An 18,991-nucleotide genomic window follows, 5' to 3' on the forward strand; every position below is an offset into this window, starting at 1 on the left:
CCGAACCGCCGGCGGTTTCGGCCCCGCGCGCCTCCACACCGCTCTCACGTGGGGGTTTCTCCGCCGTCGAGCGGCTGCGCGCGGTGCGCGCGGAGGCCGGGGCGTCGAGCGGGGGGAGAGAAGTTCCAAGGGGCGCGGCACAATGGATTCGAGGGCGCAGGCGGCCCGTGTGGACATCTGGCGAAAGTCCGGAGTGTCGGGCGGGCTCCATTTGTTTTGACCGAAGTCGGTGAGGTAGGTACGCTCAGACCTTGTGCCTGGGGTGTGCCTGGGCTCATGTGCGTGTCCTCAGCCGCACAGCGAGCCAAGACCGGCCACCGTAATCTGCGCCTTTTCCGCCTTCGGCGGGGGTCCGCAGTATTCGACACACCCGACCGCGTGGGTCGGCGACGTTCCAGGTTAGCTTTACTACACGGCACACAGAAACCGGAGAAGTAGTGCCTACGATCCAGCAGCTGGTCCGGAAGGGCCGGCAGGACAAGGTCGAGAAGAACAAGACGCCCGCACTCGAGGGTTCCCCTCAGCGTCGCGGCGTCTGCACGCGTGTGTTCACGACCACCCCGAAGAAGCCGAACTCGGCCCTCCGTAAGGTCGCGCGTGTGCGTCTGACCTCGGGCATCGAGGTCACGGCCTACATTCCGGGTGAGGGACACAACCTGCAGGAGCACTCCATCGTGCTCGTGCGTGGTGGCCGTGTGAAGGACCTGCCGGGTGTTCGCTACAAGATCATCCGCGGTTCCCTCGACACCCAGGGTGTCAAGAACCGCAAGCAGGCCCGCAGCCGCTACGGCGCCAAGAAGGAGAAGTAAGAATGCCTCGTAAGGGCCCCGCCCCGAAGCGCCCGGTCATCATCGACCCGGTCTACGGTTCTCCTCTGGTGACCTCGCTGATCAACAAGATCCTGCTGAACGGCAAGCGTTCCACCGCCGAGCGCATCGTCTACGGCGCCATGGAAGGCCTCCGTGAGAAGACCGGGGCCGACCCGGTCATCACGCTGAAGCGCGCTCTCGAGAACGTCAAGCCGTCCCTCGAGGTCAAGTCCCGCCGTGTCGGTGGCGCCACCTACCAGGTGCCGATCGAGGTCAAGCCCGGTCGCGCCTCCACCCTCGCGCTGCGCTGGGTCGTCGGGTACTCCCGCGCCCGCCGCGAGAAGACCATGACCGAGCGCCTCATGAACGAACTGCTCGACGCCTCGAACGGCCTCGGTGCTTCGGTCAAGAAGCGCGAGGACACGCACAAGATGGCCGAGTCCAACAAGGCCTTCGCGCACTACCGCTGGTAGTCGCTACCCACATCGAGAACCGAGAGAAGACTGAGCCTTATGGCCACCACTTCGCTTGACCTGGCCAAGGTCCGCAACATCGGGATCATGGCCCACATCGACGCGGGCAAGACGACGACCACCGAGCGCATCCTGTTCTACACCGGTGTCTCGTACAAGATCGGTGAGGTCCACGACGGCGCTGCCACGATGGACTGGATGGAGCAGGAGCAGGAGCGCGGCATCACGATCACGTCCGCCGCGACGACCTGTCACTGGCCGCTCGAGGACGTCGACCACACCATCAACATCATCGACACCCCGGGCCACGTCGACTTCACCGTCGAGGTGGAGCGTTCCCTGCGTGTGCTCGACGGTGCCGTGACGGTGTTCGACGGTGTCGCCGGTGTCGAGCCGCAGTCCGAGACCGTGTGGCGTCAGGCCGACCGGTACGGCGTTCCGCGCATCTGCTTCGTGAACAAGCTCGACCGCACCGGTGCCGAGTTCCACCGCTGCGTCGACATGATCAGCGACCGCCTGGGTGCGCAGCCGATCGTCATGCAGCTCCCGATCGGTGCCGAGGCGGACTTCAAGGGCGTCATCGACCTGGTCCGCATGAAGGCCCTGGTCTGGTCCGCCGAGGCCGCCAAGGGCGAGATGTACGACGTCGTCGACATCCCGGACACCCACACCGAGGCTGCCGAGGAGTACCGCGGCAAGCTGCTCGAGGCCGTGGCCGAGAACGACGAAGAGATCATGGAGCTGTACCTCGAGGGCCAGGAGCCCACCGAGGAGCAGCTGTACGCCGCGATCCGTCGTATCACCATCGCCTCCGGCAAGGGCAAGGGCACCACGGTCACCCCGGTGTTCTGCGGCACCGCGTTCAAGAACAAGGGCGTGCAGCCCCTGCTCGACGCGGTCGTCCGTTACCTGCCGTCGCCGCTCGACGTCGAGGCCATCGAGGGCCACGACGTCAAGGACGCCGAGCAGATCGTCCGCCGCAAGCCGTCGGACGACGAGCCGCTGTCGGCGCTGGCGTTCAAGATCATGAGCGACCCGCACCTCGGCAAGCTCACCTTCGTGCGCATCTACTCCGGCCGTCTGGAGTCCGGCACCGCGGTGCTGAACTCCGTGAAGGGCCGCAAGGAGCGCATCGGCAAGATCTACCGCATGCACGCCAACAAGCGTGAGGAGATCGAGTCGGTGGGCGCCGGCGACATCGTCGCCGTCATGGGTCTGAAGCAGACCACCACCGGTGAGACGCTCGCGGACGAGAAGAACCCGGTCATCCTGGAGTCCATGGACTTCCCGGCGCCGGTCATCGAGGTCGCGATCGAGCCCAAGTCCAAGGGCGACCAGGAGAAGCTGGGTGTCGCCATCCAGCGTCTCGCGGAGGAGGACCCCTCCTTCCAGGTGCACACCAACGAGGAGACCGGCCAGACCGTCATCGGCGGTATGGGCGAGCTTCACCTCGAGGTGCTGGTCGACCGGATGAAGCGCGAGTTCCGCGTCGAGGCCAACGTCGGCAAGCCGCAGGTCGCGTACCGCGAGACCATCCGCAAGTCGGTGGACCGCGTGGACTACACCCACAAGAAGCAGACCGGTGGTACCGGTCAGTTCGCCAAGGTGCAGATCGCGATCGAGCCGATCGAGGGTGGCGACGCCGCCTACGAGTTCGTGAACAAGGTCACCGGTGGCCGCATCCCGAAGGAGTACATCCCTTCCGTGGACGCCGGCTGCCAGGAGGCGATGTCGTTCGGCATCCTCGCCGGCTACGAGATGACGGGCGTCCGCGTCATTCTTCTCGACGGTGCCTTCCACGAGGTCGACTCCTCCGAGCTCGCGTTCAAGATCGCCGGTTCGCAGGCCTTCAAGGAGGCCGCGCGCAAGGCGTCCCCGGTTCTCCTCGAGCCGATGATGGCCGTTGAGGTCACCACGCCCGAGGACTACATGGGCGATGTCATCGGTGACATCAACTCCCGCCGTGGCCAGATCCAGGCCATGGAGGAGCGTGCCGGTGCCCGTGTCGTCAAGGGCCTGGTGCCGCTGTCGGAGATGTTCGGCTACGTCGGCGACCTCCGCAGCAAGACCTCGGGTCGCGCAAGCTACTCGATGCAGTTCGACTCCTACGCCGAGGTTCCGCGGAACGTCGCCGAGGAGATCATCGCGAAGGCCAAGGGCGAGTAACTCACCCGAGTACACGCTTTAGGCTTGACGCCGAACCGTCGGGACGTTCCCCGCGAACCCGTGAGGCTCGCCCCGGCGGTCGGCACCACCAGCAAAGATCACCCTGGCGCCGATGAGTAAGGCGTACAGAACCACTCCACAGGAGGACCCCAGTGGCGAAGGCGAAGTTCGAGCGGACTAAGCCGCACGTCAACATCGGCACCATCGGTCACATCGACCACGGTAAGACGACCCTCACGGCCGCCATTACCAAGGTGCTGCACGACGCGTTCCCGGACCTGAACGAGGCCTCGGCGTTCGACCAGATCGACAAGGCTCCTGAGGAGCGCCAGCGCGGTATCACCATCTCCATCGCGCACGTCGAGTACCAGACCGAGTCGCGTCACTACGCCCACGTCGACTGCCCCGGTCACGCGGACTACATCAAGAACATGATCACCGGTGCCGCCCAGATGGACGGCGCCATCCTCGTGGTCGCCGCCACCGACGGCCCGATGCCGCAGACCAAGGAGCACGTGCTCCTGGCCCGCCAGGTCGGCGTTCCGTACATCGTCGTCGCCCTGAACAAGGCCGACATGGTGGACGACGAGGAGATCCTGGAGCTCGTCGAGCTCGAGGTGCGTGAGCTCCTCTCCGAGTACGAGTTCCCGGGCGACGACGTTCCGGTCGTCAAGGTCTCGGCGCTCAAGGCTCTCGAGGGCGACAAGGAGTGGGGCCAGTCGGTCCTGAACCTGATGGCCGCCGTCGACGAGGCGATCCCGCAGCCCGAGCGCGACGTCGACAAGCCGTTCCTGATGCCGATCGAGGACGTCTTCACGATCACCGGTCGTGGCACGGTCGTCACCGGTCGTATCGAGCGTGGTGTCCTGAAGGTCAACGAGACCGTCGACATCGTGGGCATCAAGCAGGAGAAGACCACCACCACGGTCACCGGCATCGAGATGTTCCGCAAGCTGCTCGACGAGGGCCAGGCCGGTGAGAACGTCGGTCTGCTCCTCCGTGGCATCAAGCGCGAGGACGTCGAGCGCGGCCAGGTCATCATCAAGCCCGGTTCGGTCACGCCGCACACCGAGTTCGAGGCCCAGGCCTACATCCTGTCGAAGGACGAGGGCGGTCGTCACACCCCGTTCTTCAACAACTACCGCCCGCAGTTCTACTTCCGTACCACGGACGTGACCGGCGTCGTGACCCTCCCCGAGGGCACCGAGATGGTCATGCCGGGCGACAACACCACCATGTCCGTCCAGCTGATCCAGCCGGTCGCCATGGAGGAGGGCCTGAAGTTCGCCATCCGTGAGGGTGGTCGGACCGTCGGCGCCGGCCAGGTCACCAAGATCGTCAAGTAAGTCCTTGACCGTCTGACCTGGTAGCTCCGCAGCGAGCTGCAAGCGAGAGGCCCCGCACCGTGAGGTGCGGGGCCTCTTCGCGTGTCCGGGCCGCGGGGTTGCGGCGGTCCCTGGACCACCTGCGTCACGGGCCGTACGGCGGAAGGGTGCGGGCGGGGGAGCCGCCGAAGCCTGCGGCGGCTCCCTGAGGGTGTGTCACCGACTGCCGGCCCGTGGGGAGTCGGGCGCCGGCGGCGGGAGCCGGGTCGACCACGGCCGGCCCGTTTTCGCGGGAGCGACCTCACGGCCCGGACCGGCGCCCCGCCTCACGCCCCGTTCGCAGGGCCGGAGGCGGCCCGGAGGGTCGGGACGTGGCCGCAGTCGGCGCGGTGCAGCGAGGTGCCCGGCAGTCCGCGCAGCCAGTGCTCGGCGATCGCCGCGAGGCGGTCGCGGTCCGGGGGAGTGGCGCCGAGCCCGATCGCGTACCGGACCTCGGCCGGGCCGGTGGCGAACGGGTGGGGCCAGGCGTGGACGTCGGAGGTGCCTGTTTCCTCCAGCGCGGTGATCAGGGCGCGCACCCGGCCCCGGACCCTGCCCTCGTCCGGACCGGCGGGCACGGTCAGCACGGCCCAGGCGGCGTGCCGCCGGTGCAGGGGAGGCGGTGACAGCAGCTCGGGCCAGGGGATTCCGGCGGGTACCGTACCCGGCCTGGCGGAGGCGGCCGTGTCGGACACGGCCGCGTCCACGAGCTCCCAGGCCCGGAACAGCTCCTGCGCCAGCAGCTCGCGGAACCCGGGGCCGGCCTGTGCCGTGCAGGAACGGACCGGCTCCGTCGGGGTCAGCACCGCGGGCTCGTTCCAGTCGGCGACCGCCCAGTCCGCGAAGAACCGCCGCAGCAGCTCGGGGGCGGGGAGCCCACCGGCCGCACGCACCGTGCGGGCGGCCAGCAGCGCCCAGGCCAGTCCCGGCAGCCCGCCGTAGGGGGCCGAGTCCAGTCCGCGCGCCCTCGCCCAGGCCTTGACCTCCCGGGCCAGCCGTACGAACGCCTCCCGATGCGGTCCCGCCAGGTCCAGTACGGCGTCGGCGTCGCTGACGGCGCTGAGTGCGACGGCCGCGGCCTCGCCCAGCTCGGCCCGGCGGGCGACCGCCTCCGCCGGGTCCATCGCCCCGGTGGACACCAGGACGAGATCGACGGACAGTCCGCCGACCCGCAGCCGCAGGCCCGGCACCCGCGCCCCCACTACGTCCCGCACGTCCTCCGCCTCCGGCAGGGCCTCGGCGAGCCGCGCCCGTACCTCACCCGGTCCGGTCGACCCCGGCAGGGCGGCGACGAGGTCGAGATCCGCTCCGGGCAGCGCACAGCCCATCCGGCGCGAGCCCACGAGGTGCACCACACCGTCCGCCAGCGCCCCGGACACGCGCCGCACGGTGCGGCCGGCGTGCTCCGCGAGGTCCCGGTTCTCGGCCGCCGGCGCGGTCGCGTCGCCCTCCTCGGGTTCCCAGCGCACCTCACCGGTGCCGAGGGCGACCCGCGCCCGTACCCGCATGGGTTCGTCCCCGCGCCGGGACAGCAGGACGACGTCGTCGACGCGTGCGGTCATGCCGCCCAGCAGCGCCTCGCAGTGGGCGGCGAGTTCTCCGGCACGGCGCGACCTGCCGAGGGACAGATGCGGGGTGAAGCCGTCGGCGCGACCCGCGCAGCGCGGGAAGCGCTCCTCCAGCGCCCCGTACAGCCGTTCCCACGGCTCCGCGCCGGCCGCCGCCGGGTCGAGCCAGACGGTGGAGTCCTCCCGGTGCCGGAAGCTCCGCACCCCTTCGAGGCGTGCCGTGAACGGGGGTGCGTCCGAGACGGCGGCGGACAGCAGCGGTGCCGCCCGCTCGAAGTCGCACTCCGGTACGAAGCCGAAGAGCACGTTCACGTGCGGCGGCCAGCGGCGGATCTGCCGGTCGTGCTCACGCCGGATGTGCTGGATCGGGGGCCACAGCTCGTCCGGCGGGATCCAGGCGACTGCCGTCCGGGGCGTCGCCCGGACGGCGAGCACCTCATCCGGTCCGTCCGCCCCGATGTCCCGGCCGGCCCCGGACCTCGCGACGGGGCCGGGGTCCGACGCCCGAGGCGCGTTCAGGGACGCGGCCCGGCCCGTCGGCGCGGCGGCGGCTGCGTCCCCCGGGCCCCGCGTGCCCGTCGCCGGTTCCCCCGGGCCCAGGTCGACGACGACGCCGAAGTGGTCGGACACGTACAGCCCGTCGGGCGCGGGGGCGTCGCCGAGGAGCGCCGCCGAGTCCACCCGCAGCCCTTCCGCGCGCACCAGCACCCGGTCGAGCCGGGAGGCTCGGCCGCTCCGCGACGAGACCGCGGCCAGCGGATTCACACGCGGGTCGAAGGTCGGGGTGCTGTCGGCGGTTCCGTGTGCCTCGGTCCAGGCGTCGCGCAGCCCGAGTGCCGTCGCGGGCGCGTCCCCGCCGTCGTTGAAGTCCCCCAGGAGCAGTACCGCGCCCTCGACGCCCGCCAGCGCCTCCGCCAGCCGGCCCAGTTCGGCGTCCCGCCTGCCCGGCCCGTCCTCCGAGTGGTCGCTGGTCAGATGGGTCACGGCGACGGTGGCCGGGCCGTTCGCGGTCTCCACCACCACCGCCGTGACGGCCTTGTGCGGGCCGAGGACGTGGAGGGCCGCCTCGCGCACGGGCAGCCGGCTGAGCAGCAGCAGGCCGCATTCGCCGACGTCCTTGCCGCCCGGGTCGGTGCCCAGCGTGTACGACTGCCGCACCCAGGGGGCGCCGAGCAGCATCGTGACCAGCTCCGGCTCCACCTCCTGGAGCGCGATCACGTCGGCGTCGGCGTCGCGCAGCGCCGTCAGCAGCAGCGGTCGGCGCCGGGCGGTGTCGATGCGGTCGCTGTCGTAGCGGTCCCACAGCGTGTTCCAGGTCAGTACGCGCAGCCGCGCGGTGGCCGGTGCGTGCCGCGGCGCACCGGCGGCGGTCCAGCCGAGCGCGGGGTCCCAGGCGTACGGCGTCCGTGCGGCGAAGAACGGGGCGCGCAGTCTGCGGGGGTCCCGGACCCGTCCGGCGCCGGTCGCGTCGATCCGGTCGACGCCCGCGGAGCGGTCCCACACCACTTCGCCGTCCGCCTCGAAGAACACCACCCGGTGCCAGGGGATCTCACCGGAGGGGTCGAAGTCCTCGAGCCGTATCCGCTTCGGTTCGGCGGCGCGCTGGTGGATGCCCATCACGAAGCGGGCCGGGTCGAACCGCGGGTCCCAGCGAACCCGGTGGTAGATCTCCTCGCTCGTGCGCACCTACGCCTCCTCCTCGATCGTGCCGCCCGCGCCGACGTACCAGGTGCGGTGCGCCTGGCCGGGGTACGGAGGCACGAAGCGGCGCAGCTGCGCGGTGAGCACCTCCGCCGGTACCGGGTGCGTGCGCCGTTCGTTGCGCCGGATCAGTTCGTCCTCGTCGACGAGCACCACCGCGTGGGTGACCAGGGCGTCGCGGCGGCGGGCGACCGCGTGCACCAGGGACCGCTGGTGCGGGTTGAGGGATGTGGCGTCCCATACCACCGTCGCACCATCCGCCAGCGCCGTGCCCAGCCGGTCGAGGCCCTGGCGCAGGACCTCGCCGTTGGCGCTCTGGTCCGCGCGGGCACCGCGGGCCCCGCGCAGCGCGTCGAGGGACACGTACGCGTCGACTCCGGACAGCCCTTGGGCGAAGGTGCTCTTGCCGCTGCCGGACGGCCCGACCATGTGGACCAGTCTCGGGAAGTCCCCCGAGCGCCGGCGCCAGGTGGCCGCGACGGCCTCCTCGACGGTCCCGACGCGGCCCAGCGCGTACGCCTCCCGGGCCTCGCCGAGGCAGCGGGCGGCCGCGGCGGGGTCGAGATCAGCGAACGCCTCCCGCAACGGGCCGATCGGCCGGATGTCCTCGGCGTGCAGCGCCGACCACTCGACCTGCTCGCGGGCCGCGGCGTCCGGCGAGGTCGCGGCGGCGACGGCGTGGAGCGTCTCCAGGCCGACGGCGTAGGACATGCGCAGCAGGCCGGTCCGGCGCTGCTCGTCGGGGTAGGGGCGGTGCAGCCCGGTGTGCAGACCGACGAGGTCGGCGACGCGGCGGGCGAGCGGCAGCCCGAGCGGCCGGGCCAGCCGGCCGGCCAGCGTCGCGCGGTGCCGCGTGTGGAGCAGTGCTGCGAGGACGCCCGCGAGGCGTTCGTCCCCCGTGCCGCCGAGACGCGCCGCGGCCTCGGCAGCGGCCGAGGCCGCGGCCGGCGCGTCACCGTCAGGGAGGCCGAGCGCCCGGAGCAGTGCGGCCGGGTCCGGCGCCGCCCCCGACCGCACCGCCCACAGCGCGGCGGCCGGTGCGAGCCCGTTCTCCACGACGGGGGCGTGCATCCAGTGGGTGCCGGTCTGCACGTGCCCGGGCCGGACCCATTTGGCGACGCGGTGCCGGAACTCCTCGGCGGGAAAGCCGTCGGCCGTGCGGACGACGTACCCCTCGCGGCGCTCGGTGTCGACCCCGAGCCGGCGCAGGACCCGCTCGTCGAAGACCCCGCGCCAGAGCACGCGCGGCACGGGGATGCCGAGCCCGCGCAGGAACTCCGCGCCACGGTCCCAGTCCAGGCAGCGGCCGTCGGCGTCCCAGACGGAGAAGCCGTAGAACCAGCTCTCCAGGTCGTCGTAGGCGAGCGAGTGCCGGGCGTACACGTTCTCCCCGCACACCCGCCATCCGGCCGGGATGCCGCCGGCGACGCGGCCGTGGAGTGCCTTCACCCAGGCCCGTGACGGATGGTGCGCGGAGTCGGGCGACCGCGCGTGCAGCCCGTCGCCGTACAGCGTGGTGTTCTCGCCGTCGAGCTTCTCGGTGACGACCACCTCGCGGCCGCGCAGCGCGGCGAGATCGCCGGTCCGTACGTCGTCGCCCGTCGCGCCGGGCGACCACGGCAGATGGGGGGTGCGCGGATAGTGCGTCCGCGCCGGATGCCGGCCCATGGTTCTCGTCCCCCGTCGACGGCCTGCGGTGCCTCGACACTGTAGGCAGGGAGCCCGGCGGTGATCGACCGAATAACCCCGCGGCCGCGCGGACGGTCGCGGCGGCGTGGTCGGCTCGCGGGGGCACCGGCTCGTGGTCCGGTGCCCGGTCCGTCACCTCGTGCGCGCGGCCCGCCGCGGCGCGCTGCCTGCGGTCACTTGACCCTGAACTGGCAGGGCTTGGCGACCTTGCCCTCCTGGTTGTCCGCGACCTTCCTGCCGTCGACCGTGATCACGCACGGGGCCGCCTGGAGGAGCCCGTCGGAGCCCTGGATCGAGCCGGGGACGACGGAGACCAGATGGCCGACCTTCTGCTCGGCCGCGGTGAGCTCGATGGTGGCGGTCTTCTTCCACGGCAGGGTGACCTGCTCGAACTTGCTCGTGTCCAGGTGGTAGGCGACCTGGGCGGTCCCCGTACCGAGCACCTCGAGCGTCACCTCGCGCTTCGCGGTGCCCTTGGCGTCGCCCCCGGCGTCCGGCGTGGCCGTCCGCTGCGTGCCGCCCGCGCGGCCGTCCTCGCCGCTCCTGCCGCCCGAGTGCTTCCCGCTGCCGTCACCGCACCCGGTCAGCAGGACCGCGGCCAGCGCGAGAGCCGTGGCCGTGACTGTCTTGCGCATGTGTTTCCCCCATGGACGAACCCACCCCGGACGTCACTCCCGAGGCCCGAATGATCATAAGGGCGGGGGAGCCTGGGCCGGTACGGAGCGGCTTGTATCCTCCGCCTACTCGTGGAATGTCCACGACACGGGCACACACGTGCCACATACAAGGGGTGGGGGCCAGTGGGGAAGACTGTGCCGGAGGACCGTCCCGGCGACGAGCCGCCCGTCTCGGACGAGGAGTGGGCCGAGTTCCTCCGCAGGGCCGGGGAGGGCGGGCGGGACGCGCCCGTCGAGCCGTCCGCGCGCGCACGCATGGTGGCCGGGCGGCTGCGGGCGGAGGAGAGCGCGGCGGGTCGCGCGTCCCGATGGAGCGAGCGGCCGCGGAAGCGCCGGCGGCTCGGGCCGGTCCTCGCCGGAGTGTCGGTCCTGGCTCTCGCCGTCGTCGCCGTTCGGCCGGAGGCGGTCGTCGACCTGCTGCCGGGCGCCGCGGGCGGTTCCGGCCCGGACACCGCTCCGCTCGCCGCGGAGACCGCGCGCCCCACGGAGGCGCCCTCCGAGGAGCTCTTCCCGGACATGCCGACCGTGAAGGAGCCCTTCCGCGGCTCGCCCGCGGTGGCCTGGGCGGACGGCGCCGCCGGCATCCAGGTGCCCCCGGCCGAGGCGGTCGGCGGAATGAGCGAGGACCAGGTCGCGCACGCCCTGCGCAGCACGAAGGAACTGCTGGTCGCCTCGAACCTCGATCCCGCGACCCTCCGCGGCGGGCACCCGGGAAAGGCGCTCCGGCTGCTGGACCCGCTCCAGAAGGACGGCCACGGCCTGCTGGTGAAGGGGCTGCGGGAGCCCCGCGAGGACCAGGACCCGCTGTGGCTGTTCAGCCGCTTCGACCCGGCCGAGGTGCGCGTGGTGGGTGAGGTGGTGAAGGCCCGCGGCCGGATGACCTTCGGCAAGGGCGACCGTGACGGCTCCGTCGAGGTCAAGGCCGACTACACCTTCGTCTACCCCCTGATCAAGGCCAAGCCGGGTGCGGAGGAGGTCACGCGGACGATCGTGCGCCGGGAGGTGACGGTGACCCTGCACGACCCGGCGAGGACGGTGACCACGCCGGGCAGGCTGGTCGTGGTGGCGTGGAACACGAACACCGGGAACTCCGACTGCGCCAGGGACGGCGACGGATTCCTGCACCCGCAGTTCCAGGAGGACATGACGGGCCTGACCCCCGGCCCCTCCGGCCCGGCAGTCGACCCGTACGACCGCAGCAAGGACCTCGGCGCGCTGCCGCAGGAGTGCGGGACGGTGACGCGTACCTGACGGTTCCGGTTCGCCGGGCGGGGCAGGGCCGCCCCGGCTGGCGCGAGGCGTCCTGCCCCGGAGCCGGCCGGGCGGTGTTCGCGCCACCCGGTCGGGAGGCCGACAAGGCTCGTGCGGGCGGTAGTTGGGTCCGCTCGTCCGTTCGGGCGGGGGAGATGTTCCGGGGACGACCCGGGTTCCGCGGCGGAGGGCGCCCCCCCGTGGACGCGCGTGCCGTGGTTTGACAGGCAAACCCGGCGGGGTAATGTCTTCGGCCCGATTGGCGCCCGTCGCGGCCCGTATGGCAGACTGTCCGGGTTGCTCGGTTGAGTGCCGATGCTGCGCGCCTCCCGCCGGGAGGACCGGAAGCGAGTCCCACAGTACTCGTCACCCCTGATCAGGGGTGGAAGTACGGGAATCTTCCGGGAAGCGTGGGCGGGGCGCCTGCCAGGCACCCGGTGGGTGGTCACCCCCGGCTTCGTGGTCCCAGGGACCGCACCCCTTGGTTGGGAAATCCTTCGGGAGATCTGCGTAGAGGGGATGCGACACGCCCGACCGCGTGGGTCGGAGGAGACGGGAAGCCACCGGGTTCCAGAGCGTTACGAGAGACAGGACTACGAAGTAGCCATGGCGGGACAGAAGATCCGCATCCGGCTCAAGGCCTACGACCACGAGGTCATCGACTCCTCGGCGAAGAAGATCGTCGAGACGGTGACCCGCACTGGTGCGTCGGTCGCGGGCCCGGTGCCGCTGCCCACTGAGAAGAACGTGTACTGCGTCATCAAGTCGCCGCACAAGTACAAGGACTCGCGCGAGCACTTCGAGATGCGCACGCACAAGCGCCTCATCGACATCCTCGACCCGACCCCCAAGACCGTTGACTCTCTGATGCGACTCGACCTTCCGGCCGGTGTCGACATCGAGATCAAGCTCTGAGGCCGGTGATCTGAGAGATGGCTAAGCAGATCAAGGGCATCCTGGGCGAGAAGCTCGGCATGACGCAGGTGTGGGACGAGAACAACCGCGTTGTTCCGGTCACCGTCGTCAAGGCCGGCCCCAACGTCGTCACCCAGGTGCGTACGAACGACGTCGACGGCTACGAGTCGGTCCAGATCGCCTTCGGCGAGATCGACCCGCGCAAGGTGAACAAGCCCCTCAAGGGCCACTTCGCCAAGGCCGACGTCACCCCCCGTCGCCACCTCGTCGAGATCCGCACCGCGGACGCCTCCGAGTACGCGCTCGGCCAGGAGATCACCGCTGAGGTGTTCGAGGCCGGCGTCAAGGTCGACGTGACCGGCAAGAGCAAGGGCAAGGGCTTCGCCGGTGTCATGAAGCGCCACAACTTCCGTGGCCTGGGCGCCGGACACGGCACCCAGCGCAAGCACCGCTCCCCCGGTTCCATCGGTGGCTGCGCCACCCCGGGCCGTGTGTTCAAGGGCCTCCGTATGGCGGGCCGCATGGGCAACGAGCGGGTCACCACCCAGAACCTGACCGTCCACGCCGTTGACGCGGAGAAGGGTCTGCTGCTCATCAAGGGCGCGGTTCCCGGTCCGAACGGCGGCCTCGTCCTGGTCCGTACCGCGGCCAAGGGGGCCTGAGGTAACCGATGAGCACCATTGACATCCTTTCGCCCGCTGGCGACAAGGCCGGTAGCGTCGAGCTCCCCGCGGAGATCTTCGACGCCAAGGTCAGCGTTCCGCTGATCCACCAGGTCGTCGTCGCGCAGCTGGCCGCTGCCCGTCAGGGCACGCACAAGACCAAGACCCGCGGCGAGGTCCGTGGTGGTGGCAAGAAGCCTTACCGCCAGAAGGGCACCGGCCGCGCCCGTCAGGGTTCGACCCGTGCGCCGCAGTTCGCCGGCGGTGGCGTCGTCCACGGCCCCGTGCCGCGCGACTACTCGCAGCGGACCCCGAAGAAGATGAAGGCCGCCGCCCTGCGCGGTGCCCTCACCGACCGGGCCCGCAACTCCCGCATCCACGTCGTCTCCGGCGTGGTCGAGGGCGAGGTCTCCACCAAGGCCGCCAAGACGCTGCTCGGCAAGATCTCGGAGCGCAAGAACCTGCTCCTGGTGGCCGAGCGCACCGACGAGGCCGCGTGGCTGTCCGCCCGCAACCTGCCCCAGGTGCACATCCTGGAGCCGGGCCAGCTGAACACGTACGACGTGCTCGTCTCCGACGACGTGGTCTTCACCCAGGCCGCCTTCGAGTCCTTCGTGTCCGGCCCCAAGGCCAACGACAATGAGGGGAGCGAGGCCTGATGGCCGAGATCACCAGCAAGACCTTCACCGACCCGCGTGACGTTCTCGTCAAGCCGGTTGTCTCGGAGAAGAGCTACGCGCTGCTGGACGAGAACAAGTACACGTTCATCGTCGCGCCCAACGCCAACAAGACCCAGATCAAGCAGGCCGTCGAGGCGGTCTTCTCGGTCAAGGTCACCGGGGTGAACACGATCAACCGCCAGGGCAAGCGCAAGCGCACCCGCACCGGTTTCGGCAAGCGCGCCAACACCAAGCGCGCCATCGTGACCCTCGCCGAGGGCGACCGTATCGACATCTTCGGCCAGGCCTCCTAACGGAGACCTTGGTCCGATATCGGACGAGGACTGAGAAATGGGTATCCGCAAGTACAAGCCGACGACTCCGGGCCGTCGTGGCTCCAGCGTCGCCGACTTCGTCGAGATCACGCGGTCCACGCCGGAGAAGTCGCTGGTCCGCCCCCTGCACAGCAAGGGCGGCCGTAACAACGCCGGTCGTGTGACCGTTCGCCACCAGGGTGGTGGCCACAAGCGCGCCTACCGCGTGATCGACTTCCGTCGTCACGACAAGGACGGCGTGCCGGCCAAGGTCGCGCACATCGAGTACGACCCCAACCGCACCGCGCGCATCGCGCTGCTGCACTACGCGGACGGCGAGAAGCGCTACATCCTCGCCCCGCGCGGTCTGTCGCAGGGTGACCGGATCGAGAACGGCCCCGGTGCCGACATCAAGCCCGGCAACAACCTGGCGCTGCGCAACATCCCCGTCGGTACGACGCTGCACGCCATCGAGCTGCGGCCCGGCGGCGGCGCGAAGTTCGCCCGCTCCGCCGGTGCCTCCGTGCAGCTGCTGGCGAAGGAGGGCTCCATGGCCCACCTGCGCATGCCGTCCGGTGAGATCCGCCTGGTCGACGTCCGCTGCCGCGCCACCGTCGGCGAGGTCGGCAACGCCGAGCAGTCGAACATCAACTGGGGCAAGGCCGGCCGTATGCGCTGGAAGGGCGTCCGCCCGACCGTCCGCGGTGTCGCCATGAACCCGGTCGACCACCCGCACGGTGGTGGTGAGGGCAAGACCTCCGGTGGTCGCCACCCGGTCTCCCCCTGGGGTCAGAAGGAGGGTCGTACTCGTTCTCCCAAGAAGGCGAGCAACAAGTACATCGTCCGCCGCCGCAAGACGAACAAGAAGCGCTAGGAGCGGGTTTAGATGCCGCGCAGTCTCAAGAAGGGGCCCTTCGTCGACGACCACCTGATCAAGAAGGTGGACGCCCAGAACGAAGCAGGCACCAAGAACGTCATCAAGACCTGGTCCCGTCGCTCGATGATCGTCCCGGCCATGCTGGGCCACACGATCGCGGTGCACAACGGCAAGACCCACGTCCCGGTGTTCGTCACCGAGTCCATGGTCGGCCACAAGCTCGGCGAGTTCTCGCCGACTCGCACCTTCCGCGGCCACGTCAAGGACGACCGGAAGTCGAAGCGCCGCTAATCGCGGGGTGGAACGACTATGACTTACACCGAAGGGACAACCATGGAAGCCAGGGCCCAGGCGCGGTACATCCGCGTCACGCCCATGAAGGCCCGCCGCGTGGTGGACCTCATCCGTGGCATGGACGCCACGGAGGCTCAGGCGGTCCTGCGTTTCGCCCCGCAGGCCGCGAGCGTGCCGGTCGGCAAGGTGCTGGACAGCGCCATCGCCAACGCCGCGCACAACTACGACCACACGGACGCCTCCTCGCTGTTCATCAGCGAGGCGTACGTCGACGAGGGCCCGACCCTGAAGCGGTTCCGTCCGCGTGCCCAGGGCCGTGCCTACCGGATCCGCAAGCGGACCAGCCACATCACCGTGGTCGTCAGCAGCAAGGAAGGAACCCGGTAATGGGCCAGAAGGTAAACCCGCACGGGTTCCGGCTCGGTATCACCACGGACTTCAAGTCCCGCTGGTACGCCGACAAGCTGTACAAGGACTACGTCAAGGAAGACGTCGCCATCCGTCGGATGATGACGTCCGGCATGGAGCGCGCCGGCATCTCCAAGGTCGAGATCGAGCGCACCCGTGACCGCGTGCGGGTGGACATCCACACCGCGCGTCCCGGCATCGTCATCGGCCGCCGTGGCGCCGAGGCCGACCGCATCCGCGGCGACCTCGAGAAGCTCACGGGCAAGCAGGTCCAGCTGAACATCCTCGAGGTCAAGAACCCCGAGGTCGACGCTCAGCTCGTGGCCCAGGCCGTTGCCGAGCAGCTGTCCTCCCGCGTCTCCTTCCGTCGGGCCATGCGCAAGAGCATGCAGTCCGCCATGAAGGCCGGCGCCAAGGGCATCAAGATCCAGTGTGGCGGCCGTCTCGGCGGCGCCGAGATGTCCCGCTCGGAGTTCTACCGCGAGGGCCGTGTGCCGCTGCACACGCTCCGCGCGAACGTCGAGTACGGCTTCTTCGAGGCCAAGACGACCTTCGGCCGCATCGGCGTGAAGGTCTGGATCTACAAGGGCGACGTCAAGAACATCGCCGAGGTCCGCGCCGAGAACGCCGCTGCCCGCGCCGGCAACCGCCCGGCCCGTGGTGGCGCTGACCGCCCGGCCCGTGGTGGCCGCGGTGGCGAGCGTGGCGGTCGCGGTCGCAAGCCGCAGCAGCAGTCCGCGCCGGCTGCCGAGGCCCCCAAGGCCGACGCTCCCGCCGCCGCTCCGGCTGCTGAGAGCACCGGAACGGAGGCCTGACCGACATGCTGATCCCCCGCAGGGTCAAGCACCGCAAGCAGCACCACCCCAAGCGCCGCGGTATGGCCAAGGGTGGCACCACGGTTGCGTTCGGCGAGTACGGCATCCAGGCCATGACTCCGGCGTACGTGACCAACCGCCAGATCGAGGCGGCCCGTATCGCGATGACCCGCCACATCAAGCGTGGCGGCAAGGTCTGGATCAACATCTACCCGGACCGTCCGCTGACCAAGAAGCCTGCCGAGACCCGCATGGGTTCCGGTAAGGGTTCCCCGGAGTGGTGGGTCGCGAACGTGCACCCGGGCCGGGTCATGTTCGAGCTGTCCTACCCGAACGAGAAGATTGCGCGTGAGGCTCTCACTCGTGCGGCTCACAAGCTGCCGATGAAGTGCCGGATCGTCAAGCGCGAGGCAGGTGAAGCGTGATGTCGGCCGGTACCAAGGCGTCCGAGCTGCGCGAGCTGGGCAACGAGGAGCTTGTTGCCAAGCTCCGCGAGGCCAAGGAAGAGCTGTTCAACCTCCGCTTCCAGGCGGCGACGGGCCAGCTCGAGAACCACGGTCGGCTCAAGTCCGTCCGTAAGGACATCGCCCGGATCTACACCCTGATGCGTGAGCGCGAGCTGGGCATCGAGACGGTGGAGAACGCCTGATGAGCGAGAGCAACGTGACCGAGAACAAGACCGAGCGCGGCTTCCGCAAGACCCGTGAGGGTCTGGTCGTCAGCGACAAGATGGACAAGACCGTCGTCGTCGCCGTCGAGGACCGCGTCAAGCACGCGCTGTACGGCAAGGTCATCCGCCGTACCAACAAGCTCAAGGCGCACGACGAGCAGAACGCCGCGGGTGTCGGCGACCGCGTCCTCCTGATGGAGACCCGGCCGCTGTCCGCGACCAAGCGCTGGCGCGTCGTCGAGATCCTCGAGAAGGCCAAGTAATTTTGCGGGGGCCTCCCGACGAGGGAGACCCCGCATGCCCCCCGCTGGGGGAACCCCTCCGGGGGCGCTCTCCCAGCACTAAGTTCCGCCAGGCTCGGCGGGGGCTGTCACCTTCGGGACCAGCCCCCGCCGGGAACCGGCAGACGATCAGGAGATAGACGTGATCCAGCAGGAGTCGCGACTTCGCGTCGCCGACAACACTGGTGCCAAGGAGATCCTTTGCATCCGTGTTCTCGGTGGTTCGGGTCGCCGCTACGCGGGCATCGGTGACGTCATCGTCGCCACCGTCAAGGACGCGATCCCCGGTGGCAACGTGAAGAAGGGTGACGTCGTCAAGGCGGTCATCGTTCGCACCGTCAAGGAGCGCCGCCGCCAGGACGGCTCGTACATCCGCTTCGACGAGAACGCCGCCGTCATTCTGAAGAACGACGGCGACCCTCGCGGCACCCGTATCTTCGGCCCCGTGGGCCGTGAGCTGCGCGAGAAGAAGTTCATGAAGATCATCTCGCTCGCGCCGGAGGTGCTGTAAGCATGAAGATCAAGAAGGGCGACCTGGTCCAGGTCATCACCGGCAAGGACAAGGGCAAGCAGGGCAAGGTCATTGCCGCTTTCCCGCGCGACGAGCGCGTCCTGGTCGAGGGTGTCAACCGGGTCAAGAAGCACACGAAGGCCAACCAGCCGGGTCGTGCCTCGCAGGCCGGCGGCATCGTCACCACCGAGGCCCCCATCCACGTCAGCAACGTTCAGCTGGTCGTGGAGAAGGACGGCAAGAAGGTCGTGACCCGCGTCGGTTACCGCTTCGACGACGAGGGCAACAAGATCCGCGTTGCCAAGCGGACGGGTGAGGACATCTGATGGCTACCACCACCACTCCGCGTCTCAAGACGAAGTACCGCGAGGAGATCGCGGGCAAGCTGCGTGAGGAGTTCTCGTACGAGAACGTCATGCAGGTTCCCGGCCTCGTGAAGATCGTGGTCAACATGGGTGTGGGCGACGCCGCCCGCGACTCCAAGCTGATCGAGGGCGCCATCCGCGACCTCACCACGATCACCGGTCAGAAGCCGGCCGTCACCAAGGCCCGCAAGTCCATCGCGCAGTTCAAGCTGCGTGAGGGCCAGCCGATCGGTGCCCACGTCACGCTCCGTGGCGACCGCATGTGGGAGTTCCTGGACCGCACCCTGTCGCTCGCGCTGCCGCGCATCCGCGACTTCCGCGGCCTGTCCCCGAAGCAGTTCGACGGCCGTGGCAACTACACCTTCGGTCTCACGGAGCAGGTCATGTTCCACGAGATCGACCAGGACAAGATCGACCGCGTCCGGGGTATGGACATCACCGTGGTCACCACGGCGACCAACGACGCTGAGGGCCGTGCCCTTCTCCGTCACCTCGGCTTCCCGTTCAAGGAGGCGTAAGCGA

At 69.8% G+C, this 18,991-nt stretch carries 22 protein-coding genes; 19 read left to right on the forward strand and 3 right to left on the reverse strand.

Annotated elements, in window-relative coordinates:
• The first annotated feature begins 437 nt into the window (after positions 1–437).
• The 4 genes from rpsL (at position 438) to tuf (ending at position 4,794) form a co-directional block, all read left to right on the forward strand.
• Complete coding sequence (rpsL, locus tag QRN89_RS20640; protein WP_003948652.1) at positions 438–809, forward strand: 30S ribosomal protein S12; 372 nt, start codon at positions 438–440, stop codon at positions 807–809.
• A gap of 2 nt (positions 810–811) precedes the next feature.
• On the forward strand, positions 812–1,282 hold the full coding sequence (rpsG, locus tag QRN89_RS20645) for a 30S ribosomal protein S7 (protein ID WP_006347241.1): 471 nt from the start codon (positions 812–814) through the stop codon (positions 1,280–1,282).
• Between the two features lie 39 nt (positions 1,283–1,321).
• A complete protein-coding gene (fusA, locus tag QRN89_RS20650; RefSeq protein ID WP_290350880.1) occupies positions 1,322–3,448 on the forward strand; it encodes an elongation factor G in 2,127 nt (708 codons plus the stop codon).
• A gap of 152 nt (positions 3,449–3,600) precedes the next feature.
• A complete protein-coding gene (tuf, locus tag QRN89_RS20655; RefSeq protein WP_017949669.1) occupies positions 3,601–4,794 on the forward strand; it encodes an elongation factor Tu in 1,194 nt (397 codons plus the stop codon).
• Between the two features lie 305 nt (positions 4,795–5,099).
• Here tuf and QRN89_RS20660 read toward each other — a convergent pair whose 3' ends face one another.
• The 3 genes from QRN89_RS20660 to QRN89_RS20670 form a co-directional block, all read right to left on the reverse strand.
• Positions 5,100–8,066 (reverse strand): poly(A) polymerase, encoded by a 2,967-nt coding sequence (locus QRN89_RS20660; protein WP_290350881.1) that lies wholly within the window; start codon positions 8,064–8,066, stop codon positions 5,100–5,102.
• Positions 8,067–9,749 (reverse strand): RNA ligase family protein, encoded by a 1,683-nt coding sequence (locus QRN89_RS20665; protein ID WP_290350882.1) that lies wholly within the window; start codon positions 9,747–9,749, stop codon positions 8,067–8,069. It lies immediately after the preceding gene.
• A gap of 194 nt (positions 9,750–9,943) precedes the next feature.
• Positions 9,944–10,405 (reverse strand): hypothetical protein, encoded by a 462-nt coding sequence (locus tag QRN89_RS20670; protein WP_290350883.1) that lies wholly within the window; start codon positions 10,403–10,405, stop codon positions 9,944–9,946.
• Positions 10,406–10,570: 165 nt separating this feature from the next.
• On the opposite strand from QRN89_RS20670, the gene QRN89_RS20675 reads away from it, so the two are divergent.
• The 15 genes from QRN89_RS20675 (at position 10,571) to rplE (ending at position 18,987) form a co-directional block, all read left to right on the forward strand.
• Positions 10,571–11,698: a serine/threonine-protein kinase gene (locus tag QRN89_RS20675; RefSeq protein ID WP_290350884.1), complete on the forward strand. Its 1,128-nt coding sequence runs from the start codon at positions 10,571–10,573 to the stop codon at positions 11,696–11,698.
• Between the two features lie 606 nt (positions 11,699–12,304).
• A complete protein-coding gene (rpsJ, locus tag QRN89_RS20680) occupies positions 12,305–12,613 on the forward strand; it encodes a 30S ribosomal protein S10 (protein ID WP_003948644.1) in 309 nt (102 codons plus the stop codon).
• A 17-nt stretch (positions 12,614–12,630) separates the two neighbouring features.
• On the forward strand, positions 12,631–13,275 hold the full coding sequence (rplC, locus tag QRN89_RS20685; protein WP_093656392.1) for a 50S ribosomal protein L3: 645 nt from the start codon (positions 12,631–12,633) through the stop codon (positions 13,273–13,275).
• A gap of 8 nt (positions 13,276–13,283) precedes the next feature.
• Positions 13,284–13,934 (forward strand): 50S ribosomal protein L4, encoded by a 651-nt coding sequence (gene rplD / locus QRN89_RS20690; RefSeq protein ID WP_283296194.1) that lies wholly within the window; start codon positions 13,284–13,286, stop codon positions 13,932–13,934.
• Positions 13,934–14,248, forward strand: a complete 315-nt coding sequence (rplW, locus tag QRN89_RS20695; protein WP_018889347.1) for a 50S ribosomal protein L23 — start codon at positions 13,934–13,936, stop codon at positions 14,246–14,248. The genes rplD and rplW overlap by 1 nt, the downstream gene beginning before the upstream one ends.
• 37 nt (positions 14,249–14,285) lie before the next feature.
• Positions 14,286–15,122 carry a 50S ribosomal protein L2 gene (gene rplB, locus QRN89_RS20700; RefSeq protein WP_017949662.1) on the forward strand — a complete coding sequence of 279 codons (837 nt, stop codon included), beginning with the start codon at positions 14,286–14,288 and terminating at the stop codon, positions 15,120–15,122.
• A gap of 12 nt (positions 15,123–15,134) precedes the next feature.
• Entirely contained in the window at positions 15,135–15,416 is a 282-nt protein-coding gene (gene rpsS, locus QRN89_RS20705; protein ID WP_017949661.1) for a 30S ribosomal protein S19, read from the forward strand.
• A gap of 42 nt (positions 15,417–15,458) precedes the next feature.
• Positions 15,459–15,806 (forward strand): 50S ribosomal protein L22, encoded by a 348-nt coding sequence (gene rplV, locus QRN89_RS20710; RefSeq protein ID WP_009327087.1) that lies wholly within the window; start codon positions 15,459–15,461, stop codon positions 15,804–15,806.
• Positions 15,806–16,642, forward strand: coding sequence for a 30S ribosomal protein S3 (rpsC, locus tag QRN89_RS20715; protein ID WP_290350885.1), 837 nt, complete (start codon positions 15,806–15,808; stop codon positions 16,640–16,642). The genes rplV and rpsC overlap by 1 nt, the downstream gene beginning before the upstream one ends.
• A 5-nt stretch (positions 16,643–16,647) precedes the next feature.
• Positions 16,648–17,067 (forward strand): 50S ribosomal protein L16, encoded by a 420-nt coding sequence (gene rplP, locus QRN89_RS20720; protein WP_005313579.1) that lies wholly within the window; start codon positions 16,648–16,650, stop codon positions 17,065–17,067.
• Positions 17,067–17,291 carry a 50S ribosomal protein L29 gene (gene rpmC, locus QRN89_RS20725; protein ID WP_128985131.1) on the forward strand — a complete coding sequence of 75 codons (225 nt, stop codon included), beginning with the start codon at positions 17,067–17,069 and terminating at the stop codon, positions 17,289–17,291. The genes rplP and rpmC overlap by 1 nt, the downstream gene beginning before the upstream one ends.
• The gene (gene rpsQ, locus QRN89_RS20730; protein ID WP_093656384.1) at positions 17,291–17,575 is read left to right on the forward strand and encodes a 30S ribosomal protein S17; all 285 of its coding nucleotides are present in this window, start codon (positions 17,291–17,293) and stop codon (positions 17,573–17,575) included. Before rpmC ends, rpsQ begins: the two co-directional genes overlap by 1 nt.
• A 160-nt stretch (positions 17,576–17,735) precedes the next feature.
• Entirely contained in the window at positions 17,736–18,104 is a 369-nt protein-coding gene (rplN, locus tag QRN89_RS20735) for a 50S ribosomal protein L14 (protein WP_003956455.1), read from the forward strand.
• Between the two features lie 2 nt (positions 18,105–18,106).
• A complete protein-coding gene (gene rplX, locus QRN89_RS20740) occupies positions 18,107–18,430 on the forward strand; it encodes a 50S ribosomal protein L24 (protein WP_017949655.1) in 324 nt (107 codons plus the stop codon).
• Positions 18,430–18,987: a 50S ribosomal protein L5 gene (gene rplE, locus QRN89_RS20745; RefSeq protein ID WP_019329632.1), complete on the forward strand. Its 558-nt coding sequence runs from the start codon at positions 18,430–18,432 to the stop codon at positions 18,985–18,987. Before rplX ends, rplE begins: the two co-directional genes overlap by 1 nt.
• Positions 18,988–18,991: the final 4 nt, after the last annotated feature.

This window comes from Streptomyces sp. HUAS CB01, from assembly GCF_030406905.1.
Lineage (GTDB): Bacteria > Actinomycetota > Actinomycetes > Streptomycetales > Streptomycetaceae > Streptomyces > Streptomyces chengbuensis.